At 70.5% G+C, this 26,020-nt stretch carries 30 protein-coding genes and 1 pseudogene; 11 read left to right on the top strand and 20 right to left on the bottom strand.

Annotated elements, in window-relative coordinates; all coding sequences use genetic code 11:
- The first annotated feature begins 426 nt into the window (after positions 1-426).
- Entirely contained in the window at positions 427-1,596 is a 1,170-nt protein-coding gene (locus C503_RS0133275; protein WP_051115004.1) for a hypothetical protein, read from the top strand.
- A gap of 103 nt (positions 1,597-1,699) precedes the next feature.
- Positions 1,700-2,878 (top strand): DUF445 domain-containing protein, encoded by a 1,179-nt coding sequence (locus tag C503_RS0133270; RefSeq protein ID WP_051115003.1) that lies wholly within the window; start codon positions 1,700-1,702, stop codon positions 2,876-2,878.
- A gap of 30 nt (positions 2,879-2,908) precedes the next feature.
- Here C503_RS0133270 and C503_RS0133265 read toward each other — a convergent pair whose 3' ends face one another.
- The 3 genes from C503_RS0133265 to C503_RS0133255 are packed head-to-tail and all read right to left on the bottom strand — an operon-like array spanning position 2,909 to position 5,612.
- Positions 2,909-3,754: a metal ABC transporter permease gene (locus tag C503_RS0133265; protein ID WP_018686558.1), complete on the bottom strand. Its 846-nt coding sequence runs from the start codon at positions 3,752-3,754 to the stop codon at positions 2,909-2,911.
- The gene (locus tag C503_RS0133260) at positions 3,754-4,650 is read right to left on the bottom strand and encodes a metal ABC transporter ATP-binding protein (protein WP_018686557.1); all 897 of its coding nucleotides are present in this window, start codon (positions 4,648-4,650) and stop codon (positions 3,754-3,756) included. The genes C503_RS0133265 and C503_RS0133260 overlap by 1 nt, the downstream gene beginning before the upstream one ends.
- On the bottom strand, positions 4,647-5,612 hold the full coding sequence (locus tag C503_RS0133255) for a metal ABC transporter solute-binding protein, Zn/Mn family (RefSeq protein WP_018686556.1): 966 nt from the start codon (positions 5,610-5,612) through the stop codon (positions 4,647-4,649). Before C503_RS0133255 ends, C503_RS0133260 begins: the two co-directional genes overlap by 4 nt.
- Before the next feature lie 229 nt (positions 5,613-5,841).
- Here C503_RS0133255 and C503_RS0133250 point away from each other — a divergent pair, with 229 nt between their 5' ends.
- Positions 5,842-6,942 (top strand): LacI family DNA-binding transcriptional regulator, encoded by a 1,101-nt coding sequence (locus C503_RS0133250; RefSeq protein WP_026316950.1) that lies wholly within the window; start codon positions 5,842-5,844, stop codon positions 6,940-6,942.
- A 14-nt stretch (positions 6,943-6,956) separates the two neighbouring features.
- Here C503_RS0133250 and C503_RS41830 read toward each other — a convergent pair whose 3' ends face one another.
- Complete coding sequence (locus tag C503_RS41830) at positions 6,957-7,634, bottom strand: hypothetical protein (RefSeq protein ID WP_018686554.1); 678 nt, start codon at positions 7,632-7,634, stop codon at positions 6,957-6,959.
- Positions 7,635-7,811: 177 nt separating this feature from the next.
- Here C503_RS41830 and C503_RS0133240 point away from each other — a divergent pair, with 177 nt between their 5' ends.
- From C503_RS0133240 to C503_RS0133225, 4 genes are all read left to right on the top strand, one after another.
- Positions 7,812-8,303 (top strand): beta-class carbonic anhydrase, encoded by a 492-nt coding sequence (locus C503_RS0133240; protein WP_018686553.1) that lies wholly within the window; start codon positions 7,812-7,814, stop codon positions 8,301-8,303.
- A gap of 16 nt (positions 8,304-8,319) precedes the next feature.
- Complete coding sequence (locus C503_RS0133235) at positions 8,320-9,186, top strand: HhH-GPD family protein (protein ID WP_018686552.1); 867 nt, start codon at positions 8,320-8,322, stop codon at positions 9,184-9,186.
- Between the two features lie 81 nt (positions 9,187-9,267).
- Positions 9,268-10,293 carry a peptidoglycan recognition protein family protein gene (locus C503_RS0133230; protein ID WP_018686551.1) on the top strand — a complete coding sequence of 342 codons (1,026 nt, stop codon included), beginning with the start codon at positions 9,268-9,270 and terminating at the stop codon, positions 10,291-10,293.
- Positions 10,294-10,303: 10 nt separating this feature from the next.
- The gene (locus C503_RS0133225) at positions 10,304-10,816 is read left to right on the top strand and encodes a 2'-5' RNA ligase family protein (protein WP_026316948.1); all 513 of its coding nucleotides are present in this window, start codon (positions 10,304-10,306) and stop codon (positions 10,814-10,816) included.
- On the opposite strand, the gene C503_RS0133220 is transcribed toward C503_RS0133225, so the two are convergent.
- Complete coding sequence (locus tag C503_RS0133220; RefSeq protein ID WP_018686549.1) at positions 10,806-11,570, bottom strand: alpha/beta fold hydrolase; 765 nt, start codon at positions 11,568-11,570, stop codon at positions 10,806-10,808. The genes C503_RS0133225 and C503_RS0133220 overlap by 11 nt on opposite strands.
- Before the next feature lie 87 nt (positions 11,571-11,657).
- Between C503_RS0133220 and C503_RS0133215 the strand changes: the two genes are divergently transcribed.
- The 3 genes and pseudogenes from C503_RS0133215 (at position 11,658) to C503_RS45230 (ending at position 14,846) form a co-directional block, all read left to right on the top strand.
- Positions 11,658-13,091: a M1 family metallopeptidase gene (locus tag C503_RS0133215; protein WP_018686548.1), complete on the top strand. Its 1,434-nt coding sequence runs from the start codon at positions 11,658-11,660 to the stop codon at positions 13,089-13,091.
- 9 nt (positions 13,092-13,100) lie between these two features.
- A pseudogene (locus C503_RS41825) lies at positions 13,101-13,265 on the top strand (antibiotic biosynthesis monooxygenase family protein); the annotation flags it as partial.
- A gap of 18 nt (positions 13,266-13,283) precedes the next feature.
- Positions 13,284-14,846 carry a recombinase family protein gene (locus C503_RS45230; RefSeq protein WP_169514648.1) on the top strand — a complete coding sequence of 521 codons (1,563 nt, stop codon included), beginning with the start codon at positions 13,284-13,286 and terminating at the stop codon, positions 14,844-14,846.
- A gap of 199 nt (positions 14,847-15,045) precedes the next feature.
- Here the strand turns inward: C503_RS45230 and C503_RS0133195 are convergent, their stop codons facing one another.
- The 4 genes from C503_RS0133195 to C503_RS0133175 form a co-directional block, all read right to left on the bottom strand.
- Entirely contained in the window at positions 15,046-15,303 is a 258-nt protein-coding gene (locus C503_RS0133195; protein WP_018686544.1) for a hypothetical protein, read from the bottom strand.
- A 16-nt stretch (positions 15,304-15,319) separates the two neighbouring features.
- Positions 15,320-16,276 carry a LysM peptidoglycan-binding domain-containing protein gene (locus tag C503_RS43855; RefSeq protein ID WP_018686543.1) on the bottom strand — a complete coding sequence of 319 codons (957 nt, stop codon included), beginning with the start codon at positions 16,274-16,276 and terminating at the stop codon, positions 15,320-15,322.
- Positions 16,277-16,355: 79 nt separating this feature from the next.
- The gene (locus C503_RS0133180; protein ID WP_018686542.1) at positions 16,356-17,099 is read right to left on the bottom strand and encodes a hypothetical protein; all 744 of its coding nucleotides are present in this window, start codon (positions 17,097-17,099) and stop codon (positions 16,356-16,358) included.
- A 10-nt stretch (positions 17,100-17,109) separates the two neighbouring features.
- The gene (locus tag C503_RS0133175) at positions 17,110-17,925 is read right to left on the bottom strand and encodes a hypothetical protein (RefSeq protein WP_018686541.1); all 816 of its coding nucleotides are present in this window, start codon (positions 17,923-17,925) and stop codon (positions 17,110-17,112) included.
- Between the two features lie 595 nt (positions 17,926-18,520).
- Between C503_RS0133175 and C503_RS0133170 the strand changes: the two genes are divergently transcribed.
- Positions 18,521-18,730: a hypothetical protein gene (locus tag C503_RS0133170; RefSeq protein ID WP_018686540.1), complete on the top strand. Its 210-nt coding sequence runs from the start codon at positions 18,521-18,523 to the stop codon at positions 18,728-18,730.
- Here the strand turns inward: C503_RS0133170 and C503_RS0133165 are convergent.
- The 11 genes from C503_RS0133165 to C503_RS47065 form a co-directional block, all read right to left on the bottom strand.
- A complete protein-coding gene (locus C503_RS0133165) occupies positions 18,727-19,767 on the bottom strand; it encodes a hypothetical protein (RefSeq protein WP_018686539.1) in 1,041 nt (346 codons plus the stop codon). The genes C503_RS0133170 and C503_RS0133165 overlap by 4 nt on opposite strands.
- 25 nt (positions 19,768-19,792) lie before the next feature.
- A complete protein-coding gene (locus tag C503_RS0133160; protein WP_018686538.1) occupies positions 19,793-20,689 on the bottom strand; it encodes a phage tail family protein in 897 nt (298 codons plus the stop codon).
- 18 nt (positions 20,690-20,707) lie between these two features.
- Complete coding sequence (locus C503_RS43850) at positions 20,708-22,969, bottom strand: phage tail protein (RefSeq protein WP_018686537.1); 2,262 nt, start codon at positions 22,967-22,969, stop codon at positions 20,708-20,710.
- Positions 22,970-22,995: 26 nt separating this feature from the next.
- Positions 22,996-23,406: a hypothetical protein gene (locus C503_RS47475; protein WP_018686536.1), complete on the bottom strand. Its 411-nt coding sequence runs from the start codon at positions 23,404-23,406 to the stop codon at positions 22,996-22,998.
- Complete coding sequence (locus C503_RS0133145) at positions 23,370-23,732, bottom strand: phage tail assembly protein (protein WP_018686535.1); 363 nt, start codon at positions 23,730-23,732, stop codon at positions 23,370-23,372. Before C503_RS0133145 ends, C503_RS47475 begins: the two co-directional genes overlap by 37 nt.
- A gap of 35 nt (positions 23,733-23,767) precedes the next feature.
- Positions 23,768-24,313: a phage tail tube protein gene (locus C503_RS41795; protein WP_018686534.1), complete on the bottom strand. Its 546-nt coding sequence runs from the start codon at positions 24,311-24,313 to the stop codon at positions 23,768-23,770.
- 88 nt (positions 24,314-24,401) lie between these two features.
- Entirely contained in the window at positions 24,402-24,812 is a 411-nt protein-coding gene (locus tag C503_RS0133135; RefSeq protein WP_018686533.1) for a hypothetical protein, read from the bottom strand.
- Between the two features lie 12 nt (positions 24,813-24,824).
- On the bottom strand, positions 24,825-25,106 hold the full coding sequence (locus tag C503_RS41790; RefSeq protein ID WP_033401316.1) for a DUF5403 family protein: 282 nt from the start codon (positions 25,104-25,106) through the stop codon (positions 24,825-24,827).
- The gene (locus C503_RS43840) at positions 25,078-25,437 is read right to left on the bottom strand and encodes a hypothetical protein (RefSeq protein WP_018686531.1); all 360 of its coding nucleotides are present in this window, start codon (positions 25,435-25,437) and stop codon (positions 25,078-25,080) included. Before C503_RS43840 ends, C503_RS41790 begins: the two co-directional genes overlap by 29 nt.
- Before the next feature lie 7 nt (positions 25,438-25,444).
- Positions 25,445-25,840 (bottom strand): Gp19/Gp15/Gp42 family protein, encoded by a 396-nt coding sequence (locus C503_RS45220; protein ID WP_018686530.1) that lies wholly within the window; start codon positions 25,838-25,840, stop codon positions 25,445-25,447.
- Positions 25,837-26,019, bottom strand: coding sequence for a DUF7302 family protein (locus C503_RS47065; protein ID WP_018686529.1), 183 nt, complete (start codon positions 26,017-26,019; stop codon positions 25,837-25,839). The genes C503_RS45220 and C503_RS47065 overlap by 4 nt, the downstream gene beginning before the upstream one ends.
- Position 26,020: the final 1 nt, after the last annotated feature.

The following is a 26,020-nucleotide window of genomic DNA, read 5'->3' as shown; positions in this document are numbered from 1 at the left end:
TGGCCGCTGGCGTGGAGTCGTTGAACGCCTCGGTCGCGGCCGGGGTCGTGTTGGCGGAGGTCGCCCGCAGGCGGCGGCTGGAAGGCCGCGTCTAGGCGCTGTCCGGTAAGTCTGGTGCGCGGGATTCGTGATCCGCGTGGTCTCTGGGCGTGCGGGCGGGAAGCCGCACGTACCGGGTTGTACTTGGGCTTTCCGCCCGTGCGGCCGGAGGCCGCGCGGGCGCGGATAGCGCGTGCCGGACTTGCCGGACAGCGCCTAGTCCGAGGTGCTTGGTGCCGGGTTCCCCCGAGTCCGGCAACACCTGGCCCGCGCCATGCGAGACTCCATCCGGGATGACGACGTCGCCGTCCCGGATGGAGGCAGGGCAGGGTGCAGTGGCGGGCGGTGCTGGACGACCTCGGCGCGCACTGGCACGTCTACCTCTCGATGCCCCTCATCGCCGCGATCATCGGCTATGTCACCAAGCGGGCCGCGATCGAGATGATGTTCCACCCGCTGGAGTTCGTCGGCGTCGGCCCGTTCGGCTGGCAGGGCGTCATTCCGCGGAACGCGCGGCGGATGGCGACTGTCGCGATGGAACTGATGACCACGAACCTCATCGACCCCCGGGAAGTGTTCTCCCGACTGGATCCCAAACGGGTCACCGAGGAACTGCGGGGTCCGATCGAGCAGGCCGTTGACGAGATCACCCGGGAGCTGCTCGCCGAGTACCAACCGAACCTGTGGGAGCTCCTGCCGCACCAGGCGCAGCGCCGGGTGCTCGATCGGGTCAAGGCCGAGGCGCCGCGGGTCGTCGAGCGGATGATGCGGGAGGTGTCCGACAACATCGAGGACATCCTCGATGTCAAGGACATGGCCGTGCGGAACCTGGTGCGGGACAAGGCGATGCTCAACCGGCTGATCCGGGACACCGCCGCGCCGGAGATGCGGTTCATCGCGCGGGCCGGGATCTGGTTCGGGCTGGTGATCGGGTTCGTGCAGCTGGTCACCTGGGCGCTGACCAAGGATCCCTGGGTGCTGCCGGTCTTCGGCGGGCTGACCGGGTGGCTGACCGACTGGCTCGCGCTGAAGATGATCTTCTTTCCGCGGCTGCCGCGGCGGTTCGGGCCGTTCGTCTGGCAGGGCATGTTCCAGCGCAGGCGGATGGCGGTTGCGCACGACTACGGCGACCTGATCGCGCGGGAGATCCTGACCGTGGGAAACGTGCTGGAGGCCGTGCTCACCGGGCCCAAGTCGGACCGGCTCTACGCGTTGATCCACCGGGAGGTGCGGCGGGCGATCGACCGGCAGGCGAGCCTGGCCAAGCCGCTGGTCGTCGCGGCGGTGGGAAGTCGGCGGTTCCAGGAGATGAAGGCCGAGGCGGCACGCAAGGCGATCGAGCGGATGCCGGAGACGCTGCGGCACGTCGAGGACTACGCGACCGGGGCGTTGGACATCCGGGCCACGATCATCCGGCAGATCCAGGCGCTGACTCCGGTCCAGTACGAGGGGCTGCTGCGGCCCGCGTTCCGTCAGGACGAGTGGAAGCTGATCGCGGTGGGCGCGGTGATCGGGTTCCTGGTGGGTGAACTACAGGTCCTGGTGCTGCTGCACTGAGTTAATCTACGTTTGTCTACTCACGCGTTAAATCGGGAGGGCGGGGTTGGACGTCGACGCGATCCTCGACGACATCGCCCGCCACTGGCCGGTCTACGCCTCGATGCCGTTCGTTGCCGCGGTCATCGGCTACCTGACCAAGCGCGTGGCGATCGAGATGATGTTCCGGCCGCTGCGCTTCGTCGGCCTGGTCGAGCCGTGGCTGGGCTGGCAGGGGATCGTGCCGCGCAACTCCGCACGGATGATCCGGACCTCGGCGGAGCTGATCACCAGCAGGCTGGTGGACCCGGGCGAGATCGTGCACCGGATCGACCCGGACGAGCTGGCCAGGCGCATCCAGGGGCCGCTGCTGCTGGCGGTCGAGCGGATCGCCCGGGAGGTGCTGGAGACGCACCACCCGCGGCTGTGGGAGCTGCTCCCGGTGCTGGCCCAGGACATGATCATCAAGCAGGTGCAGGCGGGCGCGCCCGCGCTGGTGCGGGAGGTGATGGCGCAGGTCCGCGCGGATGTCGGCGAGGTGCTGGACGTGCAGCGGGTCGCGGTGACCGCGCTGGAGCGGGACAAGGAGCTGCTGGTCCGACTGGTCCGCGACATCTCCCGGCCGGAGATGGCGTTCATCGCCCGCTGCGGGGTCTACTTCGGCTTCGTGCTCGGCGTCGTGCAGACCGCGGTGTGGGCACTGACCAGGGAACCGCTGGTGCTGCCGGTGTTCGGCGCCGCGATCGGCTGGCTCACCGACTGGCTGGCGATCAAGCTGGTGTTCTTCCCGCGCGAGCGCACCAGGGTGCTCGGCCTGTTCTGGTTCCAGGGCGTGTTCCAGCGCCGCCGCGCGGAGGTGGCCCGCCAGTACGGGGAGCTGATCGCCCGCGAGGTGATGACCGTGCCCAACATCGTCGAGGGCGTGCTGCACGGCCCGCGCTCGGACCGGCTGCTCGGCATGATCCAGCAGCTGGTGCGCAAGTCGGTGGACGAGCAGGCGAGCATCGCCAAGCCGTTCGTCGCGGTGGCCGTCGGCACGAAGCGGTTCCAGGAGATGAAGTACGCCGCGGCCGAGAAGGCCATGTCCTACCTGGACAGCACGGCCCTGTCCGCCGAGCCGTACGCGCGCGAGGCGCTGGACATCGGCAACACGATCGCGGAGAAGATGAACCGGCTCACCCGCGAGGAGTACGAGGGCCTGCTGCGGCCCGCGTTCCGCCAGGACGAGTGGAAGCTGATCGCGGTCGGCGCGGTCATCGGCGCCCTGGTCGGCTACCTGCAGGACCTGCTCATGCTCTCCTGATCCCCCTGTTCCCCCGGGCCTGATCCCCGCTCATGCCCGGGTGAGGCTGCCCCGGCGGGTGCGGCTGATCGCCCAGCACACCAGGTAGATCAGGAACGACAGTGCGGTGACGAACGCGCTCACCGGCGCGCCCGGCGCCAGCGACAGCACGATCCCGCCGACCGCGGCGACCTCGGCGAACAGCACCGCCAGCAGGGTCGCCTTGAGCGGGCTCGCGGTGATCCGGCAGGCCGCCGCGGCAGGCGTGACCATCAGCGCCAGCACCAGCAGCGACCCGACCGTGCGCACGCCGAGCGCGGTCGCCGCGCCGACCATGACCGCGAACACCAGCGCCAGCGCCGTGGTCGGCACGCCGCGGGCGCGCGCCACCTCGGGGTCGACACCGGCGAACAGCAGCGGCCGGTACAGCGCGGCCAGCAGGCCGAGCACCACGACCGCGCAGCCGCTCAGCAGCGCCACGCTGGCGAAGTCCTGGCCCACGATCTGACCGGTCAGCAGGCCGAACTTGTTGGCCGCGCGGCCTTTGTACAGCCACAGCATGAGCACGCCGAGGCCCAGCCCGAAGGCCAGCACCACGCCGATCACCGAGTCGTAGTCGGCGCTGCGGCGGGACAGCAGACCCAGCACCAGGGCGGCGACGATGGCGCCCGCGAGCGCGCCGTTGCCGACGTCCCAGCCCAGCAGCAGGGCCGCCGCGCCGCCGGTGAGGGCCAGCTCGCTGGTGCCGTGCACGGAGAAGGCCATGTTGCGGCTGACGATCAACGGCCCGAGCACGCCAGCGAGCAGGCCGAGCACCGCGGCCACGATCAGTGCCGTGGTGACGAACGGCAGGCTGAGCAGCCGCAGCGTGAGGTCGATGTCGAAGAGCTTGTCCATCAGTGGTCCACAGTGTCCTGATGCGGGGGGTGGTGGGCGCCGTTCTCGCAGAGGTCGCCGAGCTGGCCATGCGCGCCGACCACGTGGATCTGGCCGCGCACGCGGACCACGGACACGTCCGTGCGGTACAGCTCGGAGAGCGTCTCGGAGGTCATGACCTGTTCCGGGGTACCGACCCGGAACCGGCCGTCGACCAGGTAGACGACCCGGTCGACCAGCGGCAGCACCGGGTTGATCTCGTGCGTGACGAACAGGACCGCGCTGCCGGTCTCCCGCCGGTGCCGGTCGATCAGGGTGCTCACCGCGCGCTGGTGGGCCAGATCCAGGGAGAGCAGCGGCTCGTCGCAGAGCAGCACCCTTGGCTCGCCGACGAGCGCCTGCGCGACCCGCAGCCGTTGCTGCTCGCCGCCGGAGAGCAGGCCGACCGGGCGGTCGGCGAAGCCGGTGGCGCCGACCGCGGCCAGCACGGCGTCGACCCGCTGCCTGCGGGCGCGCATGCCCGCGAGACCCAGGCCCCAGCGGTGGCCGTCGTAGCCGAGGCCGACCAGGTCGCGGCCGCGCACGGCCACGGTCGGGTCGATCGCGCGCTGTTGCGGGATGTAGCCGATGGCGCGGTTGCCCTTGCCCGGCGCGGCGCCCGCCACCCGGATGGTGCCTGCGGACAGCTTCTGCAGTCCGAGCAGGACCCGCATCAGGCTGGTCTTGCCGGAGCCGTTCGGGCCGAGCACGGCCACGAACTCGCCCGGCGCGACGTCCAGGTCGAGACCGTCCCACAGCACCCGGTCGCCGTAGGCCAGCCGGGCCCCGGCGAGCGCCACCGCCGCGTGTTCCACAGTGGACTCCCAGGGTTCCGTGGACACGGCCGTCGGGGCGGGCCGGATGTCCGCGCGGCTCACGGCCCGGCCGCCACTGCGGCGGCGAGCGCGTCGACCTGCTTGGTCATCCAGTCAAGGTAACCCGTGACGCCCGCCGGCAGCGTCTCGGTCACCCCGACGACCGGGATCCCCGCGGTGCTCGCCCGGTCCCGCAGCTGCTTGGTCACCGGCGACTCGGTCTGGCTGTTGTAGACGACCACGGTGACCTGCTTGCCGTCCACCAGCGCGTCGGTCTCGGCGACCGCCTCGGCGGCCGGGTCGGACTCCTCCTCGATGGCCGCGGCGAACTCGGCGGGCGTGGCGTCGGTGAGGCCCGCGGTGTGCAGTAAGTACGCGGCGACCGGCTCGGTGGCCAGCACCTTGGCGCCGGGCTTGGCCTTGCCGATGTCCGCGGCCTTGCCCGCGAGCTGGTCAAGGCCCTGGTCGAAGCGAGCGGCGTTGGCCCGGAAGGTGTCGGCCTTGGCCGGGGCGACCGCGCCGAGGTCGTCCGCCAGCCGGTCGGCGACCTTGCGCACGGTGTCCAGGTCGTACCAGACGTGTTCGTTGAACTCGCCCGGTTCGGGGGAGCCCGCGGGCGCCTGTTCACTTGGCCGGGGGGCGTGTTCGGACAGGTCGACGGCCACCACCCGGCGCACGTCCGCGCCCGCGGTCTCGGCCAGGCCGGTGAAGAAGTCGTCGTAGCCGCCGCCGTTGGACACCACCACCCTGGCCCCGGCGAACGCGGTGGCGTCCGCGGGCTTGGCCTCGTAGCCGTGCGGGTCGGCGCCCGGGTCGCTGAGGATCGCGGTCACGCTGACCGCGTCCCCGCCGACCGCGGTCGCCACGCTCGCCCACACGTTGGTGGAGGCGACGACCGGGATGCGGCCGTCCGTGCTCGCTGTGGGTTGTGAGTCCCCACACGCCGCGGTGGCGACGAGGGTGACCGCGACGAGTCCGGTGACCGCCGCGGTGGACCGGCCGGGTCTCGGGGTCCGCGAGTTCATGCTGCGCTCCTGGGTCGTGCTGCCGGGGGTCTGGTGCTGGGGATCGACGGCCTCCCGGACCGGTTCGCGACCACTCGCGAGCCGAGAATGGAAACCGTTGTCGGTTTCAGCTTACGTCACGGAACCGCCACTGGTAACACGAACGGGTGAAACCACATCGGGGGGTGGTGGGCGGGACCACTCGCCGGTCGGACTTCTGCAATTGGTTCTGAACCGTTACGGTCAATCCATGGCGCGGTCTACACATGTGCGACGCCCGGCAACCCTCGCGTCGCTGGCGGCGGAACTGGGGGTCTCCCGGACCACGGTCTCCAACGCCTACAACCGGCCTGACCAGCTCTCCCCCGAGCTGCGCAGGCGGGTCCTGGAGACCGCGCGGCGGTTGGGCTACCCAGGACCGGACCCGGTGGCGCGGTCGTTGCGCACCCGCAAGGCGGGCGCGGTCGGACTGCTGCTCACCGAGAACCTTTCCTACGCCTTCCGCGACCCGGCGGCGCTCGGCTTCCTGGAGGGCCTGGCGCTGGCCTGCGAGGGCGCGGGTCAGGGCCTGCACCTGGTACCGGTCAACCCCGAACGCGAGGACGTGGCCGCGGTGCACCGCGCGGGCGTGGACGGGTTCGTCGTGTACTCGGTGCCCGACGACGACCCGCACCTGGCCGCCGTGCTGTCCCGGCCGGTGCCCACCGTGGTCGCCGACCAGCCGCACGTGGAGGGCGTGGACCGGGTCGGCATCGACGACCGGGCCGCCATCACCGCGCTGGCCACCCGGCTCATCGCGCTCGGCCACCGCCGCGTCGGCGTGGTCTGCATGCGCCTGGCCCGGGACCGCAACGACGGGTTCGTCACCGTGGAGCGGGCCGACAGCGCGCACTTCCACGTCCAGCGCGCCCGGCTGGCGGGCCTGGCCGACGCGTTCGGCGCGGTCGGCGTGGACTGGTCCAGGGTGCCGGTGGTGGAGCGCTTCGACCACAGCGTGGGCAGCGGCGCCTCCGCCACCGCCCAACTGCTGGACGCCGACCCGCACGTCACCGCCGTCATCTGCACCTCCGACATCCTCGCTCTCGGCGCGCTGGCCGAGGCCAGGCGGCGCGGCCTGCGGGTACCCCAGGACCTCACGGTGACCGGCTTCGACGGCATCGCCGACGCCGACCGCGCCGGGCTCACCACCGTGCGGCAGCCGGTGCTGGAGAAGGGCCGGGCGGCCGGGAAGCTGTTACTCGCCTCCCCCGACCCGACCCGGCCACGCGAGATCGTGCTGGAGACCGAGTTCGTGCCCGGCGCCACGGCCGCCCCGCCGCGCACCGCCGAGGAGCGCTGGTTCGGGCCCTGAGCCAGGGCTGACTCCTAGGGCTGAATCGTGAGCGGGACGGGTGGGCCGACCAGCCCACCCACCCGCGGCGTCAACATGTACTGGCCCGGCGGCACAGTGGTCCGTTTCACCGGGCAGCCCGGCGCCGACGTGCGGCCAGCCCAGCGGACCGGGAACTCCACCCGCTGGCCGGGGGCCAGGATGGTCGGTTCGGCGCCGTCCACCCGCACGCAGTCGTTGCTGGACCACAGCCTGCCGGTGCCGCCGTCGATGGTGAGCTCGCGCTGGGCGCGGCCGATGTCGCGGGTGCACGGGACCGGCCCGGCGTTCACCACGACCAGCAGGAGCGTCGGCCGGGAACCGGCCTGGAACGCGCCGGGCCGCGGCTCGGCGCTGATCGCCATCGCCTGATCGGGGCACGGCAGGTTCGGGTCCGGCGGCGGGGGTGGTGGCGGTGGGGGCGGCGGAGCGGGCGCGCTCGACGTCGGCGGGGCCGTGCTGGACGGCGCCGAGCTGGGGGTCGTGCTGGGCGGGTCGCTCGGGTGCGCGCTCGCCGGACCTGCGGAGTTGCGGGCGGCGCTGCCCTCGTCGTGGCCGACCAGACCACCGATGATCCAGACCAGCACCACCACGCCGAACGCGGTCGCGGCCACCGCTGCCAGCCGCCTGCGCAGGTAGACCGCGCGCGGCAAGGGTCCGTTCCGGTCGATCATCCGGAAAACGGTAAACCCGGCCAGCCGGGAAATCGGCCTAGACACATACCCCGATCGAGGGATGTTCAACCGCGCAAGCGCACGCTCAGTGAGAATCGTCTAGGGGGCTTGTCTGGCAACTGGCAAGCCGGGTGCAATGGACACGATCTGTGTCCTGCCCGAGCCGAGGGGGCTGCCGTGACCGCCATCGACGTCCTGCTCAAGCGTCACACCGATGGGCTCGACCGGGGCGCCCCCGGCGTGCCGACGCCGGCGCCCAGCCTGCACCTGACCGTGGTGACCTGCATGGACGCCCGGATCAAGGTGTTCGACGTGTTCGGCCTGCGGCACGGCGAGGCGCACATCCTGCGCAACGCAGGCGGCATCGTCACCGAGGACGTGCTGCGCTCGCTGTCGATCAGCCAGCGCAAGCTGCAGACCACCGAGGTGATCGTCATGCAGCACACCTCGTGCGGCCTGTCCACGTTCACCGACGACGAGTTCCGCGCCGACCTGGAACGCGACACCGGCCTGCGGCCGACCTGGGCGGTGGAGGCGTTCCGCGAGGTCAAGATCAGCGTGCGGCAGTCGGTGGAGCGCGTGCGGCGCAGCCCGTTCGTCCCGCACACCGACAACGTCCGCGGCTTCGTCTACGACGTCCAGACCGCCGAACTGACCGAGGTCGATTGAACCTAAACTGTTGCCGGTGATCGACTCGCTGCTGGATTGGTATGACGCGAACGCCCGGGATCTGCCCTGGCGGAAGCAGGCGACCACCGGGTGGGGTGTGCTGGTCAGCGAGATCATGCTGCAGCAGACGCCGGTCGCGCGGGTCGAGCCGATCTGGTTGGCGTGGCTGAACCGGTGGCCGGTACCGTCGGCGCTCGCGGCGGAGACGCAGGGTGAGGTCGTGCGCGCCTGGGGCAAGCTCGGTTACCCCAGACGGGCGCTGCGGTTGCACGCCGCCGCCGGAGTGATCGCCGCCGAGCATGGCGACGTGGTGCCCGCGGACGTCGACACCCTGCTGTCCCTGCCCGGGATCGGCGCCTACACCGCGCGCGCCGTCGCGGCTTTCGCCTACGGGCAGCGCTGTCCGGTCGTCGACACCAACGTGCGCCGAGTAGTCGCGCGGGCCGTGCACGGCGCGGGGGACGCGGGGCCGCCGTCGACCACGCGGGACATGAACGACACCGAGGCACTCCTGCCCGAGGAGCCCGCGCGGGCGGCGCGCGCATCGGCGGCGTTGATGGAACTGGGCGCGGTTGTGTGTGTCGCCCGAGGACCGCGTTGTACGGATTGCCCGGTGTTCGCGGATTGCGCGTGGCAACTCGCGGGCAGGCCCGCCTACGACGGTCCCGCGAAGGCGGTGCAGAAGTTCGCGGGAACCGACCGCCAGGTGCGCGGGTTGCTGCTGGACGTGTTGCGCGACACCAACGAGCCTGCCCCGAAAACCAAGCTGGACCTGGTGTGGAGCGATGCGGGCCAACGCGACCGGTGCCTGCACTCGCTCTTGGTGGACGGCCTTGTCGAGCAGACCGCCGACGGCCGGTTCGCACTGCCCGGCGAGCACTGACCGACCGGTAAACCGGCAACAAGATCACTCAATAGTTGGCGAGCCATTGCCGAACACGGGGGCTGCTGCCTACCGTCGGCTATGACTGTCACCCGCCGAGCGTTGCTGCACACCGGTCTCGCCGTCACGGCATTGCCCGCACTGGGCATCAACGCCTCGGCGGACGTCGTCCCGACCGGCCTCCCCCTGGCCGCCCCGACCATCGTGACCTGCGATGAATGGGGTGCGCGACAACCATCCGAGCCCATCCAGATGCTCGATCACCGGCCGACTTACATCGTCGTGCACCACACCGCGACGCCGAACGCCGACGACATCTCGCGCGACCACGCGGTCCGGTTGGCGCACTCCATCCAGGACTTCCACATGGACTCCCGAGGGTGGATCGACTCCGGCCAGCAGCTCACCAACACCCGCGGCGGCTACCTGATGGAAGGCCGCAGGCGCAGCGTGGAGGCGGTGGCGAACGGGCACGAGCACGTGCAGGGCGCGAACGTGGCCGACCACAACAGCGAGGTCATCGGCATCGAGAACGAGGGCACCTACAGCACCGAGGACGCGCCGGGCGCGCTGTGGGACTCGCTGGTCAAGGCGGTCGTGCTGATCGCCCGCCAGTACGGGATCGCCCCCGCGGAGATCCGCGGCCACCGCGACTTCAACGCCACCGAGTGCCCCGGCAAAGTCCTCTATGGACGCTTGCCGGAACTGCGCGACGCGGTCGGCGCTGAGCTGGCGAAGCCGGTCGACCAACCGGCGGTACTGCCGTTGTTGTCCCCCAACGACAGCGGCACGATCGTCCGCGCCGCCCAGCACCTGCTCCGCGACCGCGGCTATCCACTCGCGACAGACGGCATGTACGGGTCGGCGACCGTGGACGCCGTGCGCGCGTTCACCATCCGCGCCGGACTGCCCTACCAGCCCTGCTACGGCACCAGGTCCGCCGACGAGCGCCACCTGATCGGCGCGCCCACCTGGTCGGCCCTGGTCCGCCCGGTCGACCTGGCCGACGGCAGCGAGGCCGCCGCGGCCGCCCGCCTGCTCGACCCGGCGCGCGGGTCAGCGGGCCGAGTGGAGATCCGCGACTGGCTGACCATGCTGAGCCGCTAACCTCACCGCCATGGCCCAGGCAGTCATGGCACTGTTCGACGACGAAGCCGACACGGCGGTCCGGACCCTGTGGTCCCGCCTCGACGACGCGGGCCTCCCGGCGGCCCGCCGCTTCCCCCCGCACGTCACCTTCGCCATGGCCACCGACATCCCGGCGAAGACCCGCACCGCCCTGCGCGCCGACCTGCGGCTGCTGTTCATCCCCTCGCTCTGGCTGCACTCCCTGTCGACCTTCGCCACCACCGAGCACACCCTGATGCTGGGCGCCGTCACCGATGGCGAACTGCTGGCCGTCCACTCGGCCGTGCACGACGTGCTCGCCGGGAAGGTGCGCAACCCGAACAGCTACTACCTGCCCGGCTCGTGGATCCCGCACTGCACCCTCGTCGAGGGCGTCACCGAGGCGGAGATGGTGACCGCGTTCGGAGTGGCGTTCCCGGCGCCCCCGATCGAGGCCAAGGTCCACCGGATGGTCATCGCGGACACGACCACGGGCGAACTCGAAACCCTGGTCACCCGCTGAGCAAGTCGGACAGGAAAGCCTCAACCGCGCCCCGGTAGAACTCGGACGCCGAGTCGTGCACGAGGTGGTAGCTGCCGGGTGCGATCACGTGGGTGCCGCCGCCGGGGGCGCGGTGCGGGATCGCGGCCTGTTGTCCCGGTGGCATGACCGATTGCTCGGCCTCGATGACGAGCACCGGGCAGCAGACCCGTTCCACCAGATCCCAATAGTCGCGTTCGCCCCATTCGGCGGCGACGTCGAAGAGGTCCTGTGGGGCCGCGATCAGGTGGTAGCCGTCGGCGCGTTTCTCGACGCACTGGGCGAAGTAGTCGCCCGCGGGGCCGAAGAAGTCGCGGACGTGGGCGAGTGAGCGGAAGGGAACGGGCCAGGCGTCGAAGAGCGCGCGCCAGTTGTCGACCGTGCGGCCGCGGAGGTCGATGCCGACGTCCTCCAGGACCAGGCCGCGCACGAGGTCGGGGTGCCCTGCGGCCAAGGCGATGGCGTGCAGGGCGCCCATGGAGTGTCCGATGACGACGGTCGGTTCGGACGGTCCGGCGAGCAGTTCGGCCGCGTCGGCCACGAAATCGGCGGTGTGCCAGCCGCCGCCGCGGTGTGGGCTGTTGCCATGGCCGCGGGCGTCGAGACCACGGACGTGGCCATAGGCGGTCAGCCAGCGGGCCACCGGCCACCAGGTGGTCGCGCGGCCCATGAGGCCGTGCAGCAGCAGGACCGGCGGACCGTCCCCGCCGAAGTCGATCACGTCCGGCCTGCTCATGGGGGTGAGTTTGCCGGAGTGAACCGCGAGAACACAGCGCGGCGGCCATGATGGGGACGACCCCTACGCCTTGGAGCTGCCACCGCCATGCGCCGCGCCCGACTCGCCTGCGTGCTGTTGACCGCGACCGCGCTCGCCGCGTGCACGAACACCGCCGAGCCGCCGCGACCCAGCGCCACCACCGGGACCAGGGCGCCTGCCGGGCCGAGCGCGGCGGGCATCGGCGACCCGTACTACCCGGACGACGGCAACGGCGGCTACGACGTCACCGCCTACGAGGTGAAGATCGGCTACGACCCGCCGAGCAAGCACCTGGAGGGCGACACCACGGTCACCGCCACCGCCACCGACGAGCTGGCCAGGTTCAACCTGGATCTCACCGGGCTGACCGTGTCCGCTGTGGATATCGACGGCAAGCAGGCCAGGTTCTCCCGCGAGGGCGAACACGAGCTGGTCATCAACCCGGACACCCCCATCGCCAAGGGCGCGACGTTCCGCACCCGCGTGCGCTACGCCGGTGAGCCGCAGTTGAACAAGGACGGCACCCTTGGCCCCAACGGCTGGCAGATAGCCAAGTCCGGCGGCGCGTTCGCGGCGGGCGAGCCGCACTCGGCCAGCACCTGGTACCCGGTCAACGACCACCCGCTGGACAAGGCGACGTTCCGGCTGTCCGCCCAGGTCCCGGACGACTGGAGCGTGATCTCCAACGGGCACGAGGAAGCACCCCGGTCGGCGAACGGCCTGACCACCTACACCTGGGTGGAGCCGAACCGGGTCGCCACCTACCTGACCACCATCGGCATCGACAAGTGGACATTCGAACGCTCCACTTTGGCCGACGGCACCCCGGTGGTCAGCGCGTACGCGCCGGGCGCCGAGGACAAGAAGCCGATCGAGGCCCACCTGCCCGAGGTGCTGGCGTTCCTGTCGGACAAGTTCGGCCCGTATCCGCAGAGCGCGGCTGGCGGCATCTTCGTCAACGAGTCCATCTCGTTCTCGCTGGAGACCCAGACCCGGCCCACCTACGCCAAGTGGGCCAACCTGGACGTCATCGTGCACGAGCAGGCCCACCAGTGGTTCGGCGACAGCGTCTCGCTGGAGCGCTGGTCGGACATCTGCCTCAACGAGTGCTTCGCCTCCTACGCCCAGTGGCTGTGGGCGGAGGCCAAGAACGGCACCGACCTGGACGCGCGCTACCGCGCGGTGGTCGACAAGTCCAAGGACGCGTTCTGGAACCGCAAGCTGGTCGACATGGGCCCCGGCAACGAGTTCACCGCCGTCTACGACAAGGGCCAGCTCGCCCTGCACGCGCTGCGCAGGCAGATCGGCGACGACAAGTTCGCCACCCTGCTCAAGCAGTGGATCAGCACCCACCGCGACGGCAACGCCACCTGGCCCGAGTTCGAGGCGATGGCCGCCCAGGTCGCGGGCCAGGACCTCACCCGTTTCCTGGACGCCTGGTTCCACCAGGCGAGCAAGCCCGCGGACGAGTTCCTCTACCCCGGCTCGCTGCGGAAGTAACCTGGTCCCATGGCAGTCGTGAAGATCAACGCGATCGAGGTCCCCGAGGGCGCGGGCCCGGAGCTGGAGCAGCGCTTCGCCGCCCGTCTCGGCGCGGTGGAGGGCGAACCCGGCTTCCTGGGCTTCGAGCTGCTCCGCCCGACCAAGGGCGAGACCAGGTACTTCGTCTACACCCGCTGATAGATGTGTTCTATGGGAAATATCGTCACACTCACCGACGAAGAGTTGGACATGATCAAGGCCGGGTTACTCATCCCGGTCGCTGGGTACGCGCGCATCAGCAAGGATGACGAGAAGGACCGTCACGGAGTCAAGGACCAACACTGCGATAACAGGCGAAACGCCAGGGAGTACGGCTGGATCGTCGTCTACGAGTACGAGGACAACGACAGGTCTGCCAGCAAGCCCAACGTCGTGCGCAAAGACTTCGAGGCGATGCTAGTAGCACTCCGTCGCGGCAAGACTACAGAGGGCGTTGAGATTCGCGGCGTGATCGTCGTCCACGAGGACCGGCTCATCCGACGTCCGGGCGATTACGAGCGGTTTGTTGAAGAGTTCACCCTGGAAGATGGTCGCGTCTACGCGGACGAACAGGGGCGAAAAGACCTCTATTCGGACGACGTGGAAACTATGGGCCTCATGGGCGCCGTGATCTCCAAAGCCGAATCCAGGAGGATGCGCAAGCGGGCTCGCAACAACCATCGCCGCCGCGCGGCGGAAGGTAAAGTCCCCCGGGGCAAGCCGCGTTTCGGATGGCTCGAAGACAAGATCACAGCACACCCGGTCAACAGTCGGGCAATCAACAAGGCCGCAAAAGACTTCATTGCCGGACGCTCGACAGCTTCCATTACCATGGAATGGAAGCGGAAAGGAATCCTTACAGCCGAGGGTAATCCATTCAAGCAACAGACCGTGGCGCTGGTATTGAAGAACCCGCGCATTTGCGGGTATCGCAAGATCAATGGCCAGCTCGTATGTGACGAAAAGGGAAACCCGGTCGTCGGAGAGTGGGATGCGCTGGTCACCCCAGCGGAATGGAAGAAGATCGACGCGATTTTCCAAGCTCGCCAGGGGAAGACGGTCGGCCCTAACGGTGAGACAGCAGGTGAGTTGGGCCTGCGTGAACCCAAGTACCTCCTTACCGGCCTAGCGCGGTGTGGCAAGCCCAAGGATGACGACTCGCTTTGCCTCACGCGACACCGGATCACCTGGGTTCCCAAGCACACATGGCACAACTACTCGTGTCAGCCAAAGTGCAATGGAGGGTGTGCTGGAACCTCTCGGCAAGGACCGGCAGTCGATGAATACGTCACGGAAGCGGTGCTTGCCAAACTTGAGGAGGTTATCGCCTTTGACGTCGCCGACGTTGAATGGGAAGGTCAGGAACAACTTGACGACAGGCACAGGCGCCTGTCGGCGCTTAAGGCCCAATACTCATCCGGCGGAATCTCCGATGGGTTCTTCTTCGAGACGGTTCGCTCTCTTGAAATGGAAATTGACCGCCTCAGGGCCGAGCAGCGGAAATTTGTACTCTCGGGACAGCAGGCGCTGACGACCACGGCGAACATTCGCGAGCGTTGGTTTGCTGACGATCCTGACGTGGCGCTGGACCTGTCGCAGAAGCGGGCATTCTTACGCCTTGCGCTCCACGCTGTGGTCATCCACCCAGCAGGCAAGGGCGGACGGTTCAATCCCGACCTGTTGGAGTTGCGATGGCGGAAGGAGATCCAGGTGCCGACTCTCGCGGCAGCGTAGAGAGTTCTAGCTCCACACCGAGAATCTGGCCAGCGCGGACCCACATGTCGGCGCTCCACTGGGGGGACTTCGCAGCTTCTTTCTGGCCCCACTCTTTTGGTGTCATCTGGGCTCCCTGTCAGTAGCGGTTGAGGCTGGGTCGAACAGACTTGCTGTTCGACCCAGCCGATTTACGTTTTGGTCGAGCTACTGGGATGCGCTACTTGCTCGGAGTCAGAGAACGCCCTTGGTCGTCGCGCGGGTCCGACAGCGGGGTCACTTTGGGTTCGGCGACGGCGACGATGCCGAACGTGCCGAGCAGGACGAGGACGGCGGTGATAACGCCCTGGATCGCGCCGCCCTGGGCGGGTGAGATGACGCCGCTGTTGGCGAGTCCGGCGACCAGCGCGGTGATGCCGCCGAACACGCGGGCCGCGCCGCGTAGGGGCCGTGGGCGGTCGTTGGTGGGTCGGGTCATGGTTGAACCTCCAGGGTCAGGGCAGGCGGATGACCTGGCCGGGGAAGATCCGGTTCGGGTCCGCGATGGCGTTGATGCGGGCGAGTTCGCGCGAGGTGGTGCCGTTGCGCTGGGCGATGGCGGAGAGGGTGTCCCCGGGCCGGACGGTGTGGAAGCGGCCCGCTTGCGGGCCGGTGAGGGTGAGGACCTGGCCGGGGAAGATCCGGTTCGGGTCCGCGATCCCGTTGATGCGCGCGAGTTCCTGCCAGGTGGTGCCGTTGCGCTGCGCGATGGCGGAGAGGGTGTCCCCGGATCGGACGGTGTAGGTGTTGGGCGCGGGGGCCGGGTTCGGTGCCGGGTTGGGTGCGGGCGCGGGGGCCGCGCCGAGGGTGAGCTGGTCGAGGCTGTACCCGGGCATGGTGGCGTCGCGGTCGACCTTGCCGGGGATGCCGGGGACGACGCCGTTGTCGGTGTGTTGGTGCAGCGCGAGGCGCGGGTGCGACCAGCCCGGGGAGCCGGGCTTGCCGTTGTAGCGGGCGATCCAGAGGAACACGTCCCCGTCGGCCCACTCGTCGGGCCGGAGGATGTGGGTCCACCAGTCGCTGTTGGCGTACACCAGGACCTTGCGGATGCCGGTGACCGCGCGCAGCCGGTTGATGAACGCCGCGACGAATGCGTTGCCGTTGTCGCGCAGGTCGGCGTGTTCCATGTCGAGCATGGGCGCCAGCGCCGCCGGGTCGAGCAGCCCGCGGGCTCGGAGCTGCCCGGCGAAGTGGTTGACCTGGGCGTCGATGTTGACGTCGCGGGCGAAGTGGTAGCCGCCGGTGTGCAGGCCCGCGCCCTTGGCGCCGTTGACGTGGCTGACTGAGGCGGGGTCGATGTAGTCGACGCCCTCCGTGAGCTTCACCGACGCGAAGGAGATGCCGTTGCCGCGTACCGCGCCGAAGTCGGTCACGCGGTTCCAGTGGGAAAGGTCGATACCGTAGTCGGTCATGTGCTGTGTGGTTCTCCTGTGGACGAACGAAAAGAGCCCGCCACCGGGTGGGTGACGGGCTCGGGTGGGTCAGGTCAGGTCAGGACTGGACGCCTGCGGCGTAGGCGTAGGTGGCGCGGATCGCGCCGGTTCCGCTGGTGCGGCGGGCTTCGAGGTGCACGTTGTGGTGTTCTCCGAACACGCCGGGCATGGCCTGACGCCAGAAGCGGTAGTCGATCACGTAGCCCACGGGCGCGGAGGCGAGGACCACGCCGCTGGCCTCGTCGCGGATGCGCACCTCCCCTCGCGTGTCGGGGTTGTCGCTGGTGCATCGCACGTGCGCGTCAAGGCAGGGGTGCTGGCGGTTGAACGTGGCGGTTTCGAGGGCTTCCCAGTCGCCGGATGTTGTTGCGGCCCAGTCGGTATAGCGGGCACGAGCCACGTTGTGGGGGATGTACGGGCGGGCCAGACCGGCTCCCGAGTCGACGTCGTCGCCGACGATGATGTTGCCGCTGTAGTCCCAGATGGCGACGTACTGCCGGTACCCCTTGCTGTTGGGGTTGTCGTCCAGGACGGTGATGCGCCACCGGCCGCGATCGTCGCTGACGGCGGTGATGGGCTGCGGTGTGCCGTCCGGGCGGGCCATGCCGCCGCCCAGACCACCGACGAGGAACACGACTTGCCCGTCCTGGTCGATGAGCTTGATACCGCCGAGGTCTCGGACCTCGATACCGCCGCTGCTGATGACCGCGTTGGACAGGGTCCCACGCGAGAGCTCGTCCACCTGCCTTTCCAGGGCGGTGATGCGGTGGGCCAAATCGTCGGGGCTGGGGGTGACGGGCACGGGTCGCCTTTCAGGAGGTGGCGGGAACCGGGGCAAGGGTGAGTTCGGCCGTCTGCGGCGAGCTGCCTCGGTAGGTGATGGCGGTGACGCGCCGTCGCCGTTGTCCGGCGGGGGTAAGCCGGTCGGGGCGCGGGGTCAGGACGACCTGGTCGCCGACCAGGTAGCGACCCAGGCGCGGGTCGGTGTCGGTGCGCACGGTCGCGCTGTCGCGGGTGACACCGGTCCGCAGGACGTCGAGGTAGCCGCGGGCATGTGCCGCCAGGACGGCGGGGCGCTTCTCGCTGCTATGACTGGTAATGACGGCGTCGAGCGCGGGCCACCCGGCCCGGGGCAGCGCGTCTTGGGACGCGCGGCCGATCAGTCGTCCGCGCTCGACGCCGTCCCCGGGCACGGTCACGGCATCGGCCATGACCGACCCGTCCTCGTCCCAGCCGTAGGCCACGAGCTGGCGGCCGTGGTCGAAGTGCCACAACTGCCCGCCCTGGGCCAGGGTCGGGTTGCCGACGCGCAACACCCACTCGATCCCGGACCGGTCAGCCCGGTACCGGGGAAGGAAGTGCAGGTCCGGCCCGGCTTCGGCGCGGGTGAGCTGCCCGAGACGTTCGCCTGCCGTCGCCAGCTCGTGCCCGTAGAAGGTGCGGTCCTCGTCGCCGGAGCTGTCCAGTCGCGGCAGCAGCAGCGGCAACTCGCCGTGCGGCCGGTCCACAGCGGCGCGGACGATGTCAAGCGCGACCCCGGGTAGCGACCGATAGGTCAGCACCAGGTCGGCACGCGGGTCGGTGAAGCCCCAATCGCCGTAGCGGGCGAGGATGCGGTGATCGAACACCGCCCACAGCCCGGCGCAGGTTACCTCTAATTCGTCTGCGCCGGGGCGTCGAGTTCGGGAAATGACCGGCCCCGCCCACAACACCCGGTCGGTGTCGGCAATTGCGAGGTAATGACGCCACGGTGCGGTGACGGCACGGATATCGACATCCCCGGGTACGGCATCCAAGATCAACGATGTGCGCGCCGAACCCGGCGCGGATAGCTGGTCGGTGTAGTCGGCGGGCGCGTCCAGTTCGGCGACGATCTCGCCGGTTCGCAGATGACCCAACAGAAGGCGGGGCAGCGGCGTGCACCCCCCGCTCTGCTAGGGTGTCCGCCGTTCACCACAACAGCGCTTCAGGTCGCCGGTACGGCCTGAGGTAGTCACACGGTGCCGAGGTTTGGCAGCGGGGACCGGCCAATGTTGTCACCGACGCCGGAAAGCGGCGTTGGTATGAGCCCTCTGTTCCGGCGGATGGACTCGACCGGGACCAGTTAGCTGGTCAGGTTGAGGCTGTCCGCGTGGCCCCAGTCCTGATCAGCCAGGCAGAAGGCAATGGCACGTGGTGGCTGTGGGAATTGAGGCTCTGGGAGCCGTTCTGGCGGGTGGCGCTGTGATCGCGTTGATCCGTTGGTTGGGTGCGGCGCTCATCATGCGCATGACGTTGAAGGACGTTCCCCCGAAAGAGCGGGTGGCGATCATCCGGGCGTTGACTCCCACGTTGCGGGCGCTGTCGTCTGCGCGAGAGAAGAACACGGGCCGTGTGCGGCGGCATGGCACCGAGGGCGACCGCTCACTACCCGGCGCGGACGATGGCAGCTAGACCGGCCCGGCCGGATCGCGGGATACCCACAGGTGGCTGTTGTACGGGGTGATCGACCATGTGCCGTCGCCGAACAGGCGCGCGATGGTGAGATAGACGGTGCGGGGGCCGGTGAGCGGCCCGGTGCTGGCGGTCTGGGTCTGGCACCATCCGCCCCCGTTGGTGGGGCCGACCCCGACGGCGTAGATCCCGCCGGTCGGGGTGTCGAGGCGGATGAACAGGTCGGCGCGGCAGTTGGTGGCGACGACCTCGGCTGATCCCTGGACGGTGAGCCGGTAGGGGTAGCCAGGGTCGGGGACGTCCACGCTGTTGATCTCGGCGCTGTCGCGGATGCCGGTGCGCACGGTGAAGCGGTTGCCCATGCCGGACCAGCCGGGTTGTCCGGCCCGCCAGCGTTCGCCGTCCCAGGCTTCCAGTCCGGTGGGCCGGTAGCGGGTGTGGCCAGGGTAGGCGCCGGGGTCGGCTTGTGCGTCGCCGGGGAGCAGGACGCCGACGCCGCCACGGGTTCCGGCGGCGCGGCGCAGGTCGGTGCGCATGGTGGTGGACAGTTGCCGGGTCGCGGGTGGCAGCGTGAACCGTGCGAGCGGGATGGACCCGGGCGGCAGGGGCGGGGCGGCCGGTTCGGGGGCGGGCTGGCCGGTGACGGGTTCGATGACGAACCCGGTCCGGGGGTCGCCGAGTCGTTCGTCGTAGACGCGGGCGACGATCAGGTCCACCCGGGGCAGGGAGGGGTCGGCTGGGTCGAGCTCGACGCGGCCGGTGTCGTCCAGGGTGCAGATGTAGGGGCCTTGCCCGGGGCGTTCGATGACGCATTGCCCGACGCCGATGGTGACGCCCAGGCCGTCGGCGGCGCGCAGCAGCGGGCGGAGGTCGGCGATGACGCCGCTGTCGGCGCGGGTGGGCAGCACGCCGGAGGACCAGCCCATGAGCTGGCCGGGGGCGGGTCCGAGGATCGCGCCGAGGGCGTAGCGGGCGTCGCGTTCGGTGAGGCGGCGGTTGACCGCCCAGGGGTCGAGGCCGTCGAAGGTGATCGGCACCGGTCGGGGCTCCCTTCGTGGTCGGTCACCACCAGGCGGGCCGCCAGGTGACGGTCAGGGACGCGGCGGGGTTGGGGAGGTCGTTGTGGGTGAGGACGAACACCCCGGGTGCGCCGGGGCGCAGGGCCAGCGCGTCCCAGTCGGTCACCACGGCGCGGGCGCGCGCGGGGACGCCGTCGAGCAGCACGAGACGGGCGCGGGTGTCGATGGTCAGCCGCTGGTCGGCGGTGATCGGGTCCAGGAACACGACGGATACGGTGTCGCGGGTGATGGTGATGGGTGGGGTGAGCGGGCCGGTCAGGGTGAGGGTGGGGGCGGTGTCGGCGGTGCCGGTGTTGGTGGCGGTGACGCGGCCGGTGTGTTCCTGGGGGCCGAAGTCCAACCCGGGCGCGGTGAAGTCGAGGCCGGGGGCGGTGAAGTCGAGCCCGCCGGTCGTGGAGGGTGCGGGCAGTCGGGTGGTGGCGGCCTGCTCGGGGCCGTACTTGCGGGGGTCGGCCGCGACCAGTTGCAGGGAGAAGTCCAGCCAGTACCCGCCGGGGCGGATGGTGACCAGGGTCGCGTCCTCCTGGACGACCTCGGCGACCAGGTCGCCGGTTTCCTCGGTGCAGCGCAACGGGTACCGGCCCGCGGGGCTGGCGCACAGCGCGGCAAGGCGGTGTTCGGCATCGCGGCGGGCTTCCCAGGTGGGCGCGTACACCCAGCCGTCGAGCCGGATGGTACGGGCTTCCCGGTAGACGGTGCCCGGCCACGACCCGTGGTCCCCTGTTCGTGACCCGGCCAGCGAGTCACGAACACCGGGCGAGGCGGACCAGCCGGTCACCTTGTCGATGACCCATTCCCGGCCCGCCGCGTCGGGCGGGCCGTTGAACTCTTGGCCGTCGAGGGTCCAGCGGACGCGGAGGGGAAGCCCCGAGGGCGGCACGGGGCACCACCTCCGGGCCTAGGGAAGTCCGCCGGTACGCAGCGCGTAGCCGAGTTGCCGGTTGGCGGCGGTGGCGATCGACCAAGGCGACTGGTCCGGGTGCGGGGTGATGGTCTGGTTGACCGTGACACCCGCGCCCGCTGCGGCGGTCGCGGAGTCGAAGTCGCTTCGCACGGGGTCGAACGTCGCGGCGGCGGCGAGCCGGTCGGCGGCTCGCGCGGCCAGCGGTGTGGCGTCGGCGATGCCGCGCGCGAACCCCTCGGCGGTGAAGGCCCCGATCTGGTGCATTCGCCGTGACGGGCTGGCGATCCCCAGCCAGTCGAGCACGCCGCCGACGGCGTCCTTGATCAGGTTCAGCAGGAACCGGCCCACCGCGCCCGCGGCCTCGCGTAGGCCGTTGAGCAGGCCCTGGATCGTGTTGCGGCCGGTCTGGAGCAGCAGATTTCCCAGCTCTCCCAAGGAATCGAGGATGCGGCCGGGCAGGCCGCGCACCCACGACAGCAGCTCTCCCAGGGAGTTCACGGCCCCGTCTCGGACGCCACGGAACCAGCTCGCGACGCGGCCCGGTAGCTGGCCGAACCAGCCGACCACGGCGAGCACGTCCCGCACCCGGGCGCCCACCCAGTCCGACACCGCGTTCCAGATCTCGATCGTCTTGGCCTTGATCGCGTCCCAGTTGGTGACGACCAGGACGACCAGGGTGACGATGGCCAGCGCGATGGCGGTGAACGGGTTCGTCGCGAACGCGACCTTCATCAGGTTGAACGCCATCGTCACCGCACGCACCGAGGAGACCACAAAGGACAGTGCGCTCGCCAGTGGACCGGCGACGGCGGCGAGGGTGCCCAGCCCGATGACCAGTGGCCCCAGCCATCCCGCGTTCTGGGAGAGGAAGGAGGCGAACTGGGCGAGCAGTGGCCCGGCTAGCTGGAGCCCGACGACTAACGCGCCACCGACCTGGGTCGCGAACTGCGCCAGCGCGGGCAGCAGGTTGATCAAGACCGGCGCCAGCTCGGTCATCGCGGTACCGAACACGCCCGAGGCGGCCGTGCCTGCGGCGGCGAGGAAATCGGCGAACTTGGACAGGACCTCGGTGCCCTCCGCGCTCTTGAGAAACTCGCGGAGCTGGCCGGTCGCGTCGACCAGGAAAGCGAGGAAACCCCCGCCGGAGTTGTCCAGCGCACCGAAAACGGTGCGGACGATGGAGCCGAGATTGCGCAGGACCTGCCACATCTGTGACAGCGTCGACAGGCCCTCACCGATCCAGGTCTTGAGCTGGCCGGTCTGACGGGCCTGGGCGATGAAGTCGGCGAACCGCTGCGCGGAGGCGGCAAGGCTGGACGCCAGTTGCGGCAGGAACTCCGATCCGACGGCGGTGATGTCGCGGAACGCGCTCGCGACCGCGACCCCGGCCGGGGACAGCCTCGCCAGGGAGTCCCGGACATTGTCCAGGATGCTCCCGGTGTCCGATAAGGACTGCGAGGAGCTGAGGAAGGCGGCGAAGCCACGCGCGCCGGTGTTGAGTTCGGACGCGATCCCGCCGAGCCCTGAGCGCAGGACCGGCAGATACGAGCCGCCGAGCCGGGTGACCTCCTGCCCCATCCCGGCGAACAGGCGCTGCTGCACATCCAGGCGCAGCGCCCCGAACGCGGGTTGCAGATCCTTGACCGCCTGGGCGGTCTCCCGCGCCGAGGGCGCGAGCTTGGCCAGCGCGGCGGCGAACGCCTTCGAGTCGTCCAGACTCGACAGCGCCTCGCCGAACCCCTGGAACCCCAGGATCAGGGTTCCGATGGTCGCGGCGGCTGCCGCTCCGGCGGCGGGGAGCAGCAGCAGCGCGCCCGCCGCCTGCGTGGCGGCGGAGACGATCCCGATCAGGGATTGCGCGGTACCAGCGGCGTTGCCGATGGCCAGGGTGGTCCCGGCCAGCCGACCGAACGCGGCGCCGATGGCGCGGGCCTGGTCGAGCGCCTTCTTGTCGACCTCGACGTTGAGGTGGACGGTGTCGCCCGAGAGCCGGGCGACCAGCGCGCGCCACCGCGTCTGGACGGTGGCGTCGTCCAGCTCGGCCGCGACGGTGACGGCGGCGGCCCGCTCGGCGGTGTCGGCGACCCGGCGAGCGTCGGCGGCGAGTCCGACCGCGTCCAGGACGGCGGGGATGCGCACCACGCTGGTGCGCTCGATCCGCCCCAGGTAGCGGGCCAGGGACCGCCCGAACGCGTCGGTTCCGGGCAGGACCCGGACACGCAACCGGCCGATCTCGCGGCCACCGGGGTCCGCCAAGGGGGCGCACCCCCTCGACTAGCTGGTCATACTGTGCCGTTCTGTTGGTGTGCGGCGATCTCGGCCACGGTCACCACCCGGGCCGCGCGTCTGCGCGGCTGGGTCGGGCGGGGCAGCGGCTTGGGCGGGGTGGGGCGTCGGCGAGCGTTGGCGGCGATCGTGGTCCAGGTGCCGAGCTGGACGGCGTCCACCACGGTGGCGAGCAGGTGAGCGGGCGTGGTCCACGCCCGGTGTTCGGGGCCGCCGCGGAGCGCGGCGACGGTGGCGGAGTCCTCGGGAAGGTGCTCGATCAGCCACAGCACCCGACGCGGGGTCAGGGTGCCGTGCCACAGGTCGGCGAGGTCGACCCCGTAGTAGCGCCGCAGGTCGGCGTACAGGGCGGCCCCGCCGACCTTGTCGGTTAGCTGGTCGAGCCCGAGACTTCCGGGAGCTGGCACACCTCCTGGTACTTGCGGAACAAGCCGGTCAGGGTGAGCAGGTCGCCGCCGATCTCGGCCAGCAGCGCGCGGGCGGTGGGTTTGGTCTCGGCGACCAGGAGCACGACGTCGGCGAGCGCGGCGACCAGCTCGTCCTCGTCGTCCCCGGCCTCGGCGACGGCGGCGACCCGCTCACCCAGCGCGGTCAACTCCGCACGGTCCTTCTTGGACATGCGCAGTGCGTTGCGCAGGCAGACGGCCTTGCCGCCCGCCAGGCCCACGGTCAGGTCCTGGATGCTGCGGCGCGCCTCGGCGCGGATCTGGTCGAGCCCGATCACAGCGGACACGTGCGATTCTCCTTTGCTGATGGGGAAAGGGGTGATCAGGCGGGGCGTCCGAGACCGGCGGCGAACCACTCCATGATGTTCGAGCCGGTGACCTGGAGGACCTGGGCGCGCACCGGGAACGCGAGGAAGTTCTCCACGTCCACGGAGATATCGTCGTCGGACCCGATGGACACCCGGGACACGTACAGCCCGGCCTCTGCCGCGCCGTCGATCATGCGCACGAACAAGGCGCGTTCGACCGGCGGGGCGGAACCCTGCACGCCGAAGACCCCCGGCGTGTCGACGTCGCCCGCGCCGAAGAACAGTTCCAGGGTGTTGTTGTCGAGCTGGTGAAGCTGGAAGCTCACCGCCCAGGTGGCCGGATCGCGGCGTTCCCGCAGAGCGGGGTTCTCCCACGTACCTTTCACTTCGCTGTCGCCGTTGTCGCGGCTGATGGTCAACCCTTCCTCACGGGAGGTGTGACCCACCACCGACCAGGGATCGACGGGGTTGCGCGGATCGAGCGGGGCGGCCTGACCGGGCGCGGCGAGATACACGCGGCCGGTGCCGGGGATGAGGACGGCGGAATCGTTGAGCGCCAAGTACGGATCTCCACTGTGGAGTGGCGACCCGCGTGCGCGTGTGCCTCCTCCGCAAGTCGCCTTGCGAACGGGGGACGCGCGCCACTGATCAGGCGCGAGGGGGACGCACGCCTAGCGCGTAGGTCCCGGTGAAGTGCTGGATCTCGGTGGGCTGGCCTGCCAGTCGCAGCGCCCGGGGATAGGACACCGTGCGAAACGACGCCAGGTGACCGAACGGGGTGACCGTCTGCTCGACCCACGCCGTGTAGAGCGCGGCCCGCACGGCTTCCGCGAGGTCGGCGGCGGCCCGCCTGGGGCCGTGGGTGTAGGTCTCGATCTCGACCAGCGGCACGCCGAGCTGTGCCGGGTGGACTTCCTCGCCACCGACCACGTCGACGAACACGTAGGGGCTGCGGCGCAGCGGGTCGGACAGCTCGGCTTCCACCGTCACGGCATCCGGCAGCGCGGAACGCAGCAGGTGAAGGACCAGGCCGTCCACGTAGGGCAGCAGACGGACCACGCTCACCTCCGCCTACAGGTCGGCGGCGTCCCGCAGGACGCGCAGCCCGCGAACCCGGGTCCCGTCCGGCGCGAGGTGTCCGTACTCGATGGACAGCGCGCCCTCGTCCACCAAGGACACGACCGTGTCGGTGCGGCCCCGGGTGACCTCGATGGCGGCGGTGCCGGTGCGACGGTGGGCGGCCAGGGCGGCGCGGGCACGGTCGGCGATCTCGTCGGCGGCCTCGCGCACGGCGGCGCGGACCTCGGGCAGGTGGGCCACGATGTCATCGGCCCGCCGGTTCACCTCTGCCACGGGTCACCCCCCGGGCGCGGATCAGGATGGTGGTGTGCCGGGTGGCGGGGCTGTCGCCGCGCTGCTCGGGTTCGCCGACCACATCCCAGGTGTGCCCGTTCCACTCGACCCGGTCCCAGGGACCGCTGGGGGCGTCGCGGGCGATGACCCGGGCCAGGGTGGCGACTGCTTGGCCGTTGACGACCAGGTCGGCGGAGCTGATCGGCTGGACCCGGGCGGTGACCGGATGGCCGGTGGGACCGGGTCGCCAGGCGTGGTTGCCGTCGGCGTCGGCGGCCCAGACGGAGGGGTAGATCACGACCTGGTCGGGGCCGTGGTCGAGCAGGCTCACCCGCCGCTCACCCCCAGCGATCAGGCTCCGGTGGTGAGGCGAGCGCGGGGCGGATGGTGAACGCCCCGCCCCGAGGGTTGACGCCGAGATCGCGCCAGTCGGTGTCGGGGATGGTGAGGTACCCGGCGGCGGCGCGGACGTCGAGGGTGTAGGAGTAGTCCCCGGCCGTCTCGCTGGTGTAGCCGGACGGGTTGCGCAGCACGCGCGCCACGGCGTTGGCCTCGATCATGACGACCAGGTTCCGCGCGATGCGGCCGGTGGCGACGCGAGTGTCCAGGTCGGGCAGGCGGGCGCGGATCATGGTCTCGGCGTCGCCGAGCAGCACGGCCGCCAGCTCCCGCTCGGGGTCGGTGAGCGGGCGGCCGAGCCGCTTGCTGACGTCCTCGGGTACGGCGTAGTTCACTGCCCGCGGCCCCGGACGCGCTTGGCGCGAGTGGTGGTGCGCCGCGCCGCAGCGCTGGGCGCGGGGTCGGGTGCGGTCGCGGTCGGGCCGGTGGGTTCGCGGTACCCGGCGGCGATGAGCTGGGCGGCCAGTTCCTCGCGGACGTGGACGCGGGTGCCCACGGTGTTGATCAGCTCCATG

This window comes from Actinokineospora enzanensis DSM 44649 (genome assembly GCF_000374445.1).
Taxonomy (GTDB): Bacteria; Actinomycetota; Actinomycetes; order Mycobacteriales; family Pseudonocardiaceae; genus Actinokineospora; species Actinokineospora enzanensis.
The sequence above is the reverse complement of the archived record's forward strand: the minus strand, read 5'-3'. Positions and strand labels throughout refer to the sequence as shown.

Bases quoted from the DNA above. Each gene is read 5' to 3' on its own strand.
- C503_RS0133275 (WP_051115004.1), top strand. From the start codon at position 427: ATGCCCCTCATCGCCGCGATCATCGGCTATGTCACCAAGCGGGCCGCG.
- C503_RS0133270 (WP_051115003.1), top strand. From the start codon at position 1,700: ATGCCGTTCGTTGCCGCGGTCATCGGCTACCTGACCAAGCGCGTGGCG.
- C503_RS0133265 (WP_018686558.1), bottom strand. From the start codon at position 3,754: ATGGACAAGCTCTTCGACATCGACCTCACGCTGCGGCTGCTCAGCCTG.
- C503_RS0133255 (WP_018686556.1), bottom strand. From the start codon at position 5,612: ATGAACTCGCGGACCCCGAGACCCGGCCGGTCCACCGCGGCGGTCACC.
- C503_RS0133250 (WP_026316950.1), top strand. From the start codon at position 5,842: ATGGCGCGGTCTACACATGTGCGACGCCCGGCAACCCTCGCGTCGCTG.
- C503_RS41830 (WP_018686554.1), bottom strand. From the start codon at position 7,634: ATGATCGACCGGAACGGACCCTTGCCGCGCGCGGTCTACCTGCGCAGG.
- C503_RS0133230 (WP_018686551.1), top strand. From the start codon at position 9,268: ATGACTGTCACCCGCCGAGCGTTGCTGCACACCGGTCTCGCCGTCACG.
- C503_RS0133225 (WP_026316948.1), top strand. From the start codon at position 10,304: ATGGCCCAGGCAGTCATGGCACTGTTCGACGACGAAGCCGACACGGCG.
- C503_RS0133220 (WP_018686549.1), bottom strand. From the start codon at position 11,570: ATGAGCAGGCCGGACGTGATCGACTTCGGCGGGGACGGTCCGCCGGTC.
- C503_RS0133215 (WP_018686548.1), top strand. From the start codon at position 11,658: ATGCGCCGCGCCCGACTCGCCTGCGTGCTGTTGACCGCGACCGCGCTC.
- C503_RS45230 (WP_169514648.1), top strand. From the start codon at position 13,284: ATGGGAAATATCGTCACACTCACCGACGAAGAGTTGGACATGATCAAG.
- C503_RS0133195 (WP_018686544.1), bottom strand. From the start codon at position 15,303: ATGACCCGACCCACCAACGACCGCCCACGGCCCCTACGCGGCGCGGCC.
- C503_RS43855 (WP_018686543.1), bottom strand. From the start codon at position 16,276: ATGACCGACTACGGTATCGACCTTTCCCACTGGAACCGCGTGACCGAC.
- C503_RS47065 (WP_018686529.1), bottom strand. From the start codon at position 26,019: ATGGAGCTGATCAACACCGTGGGCACCCGCGTCCACGTCCGCGAGGAA.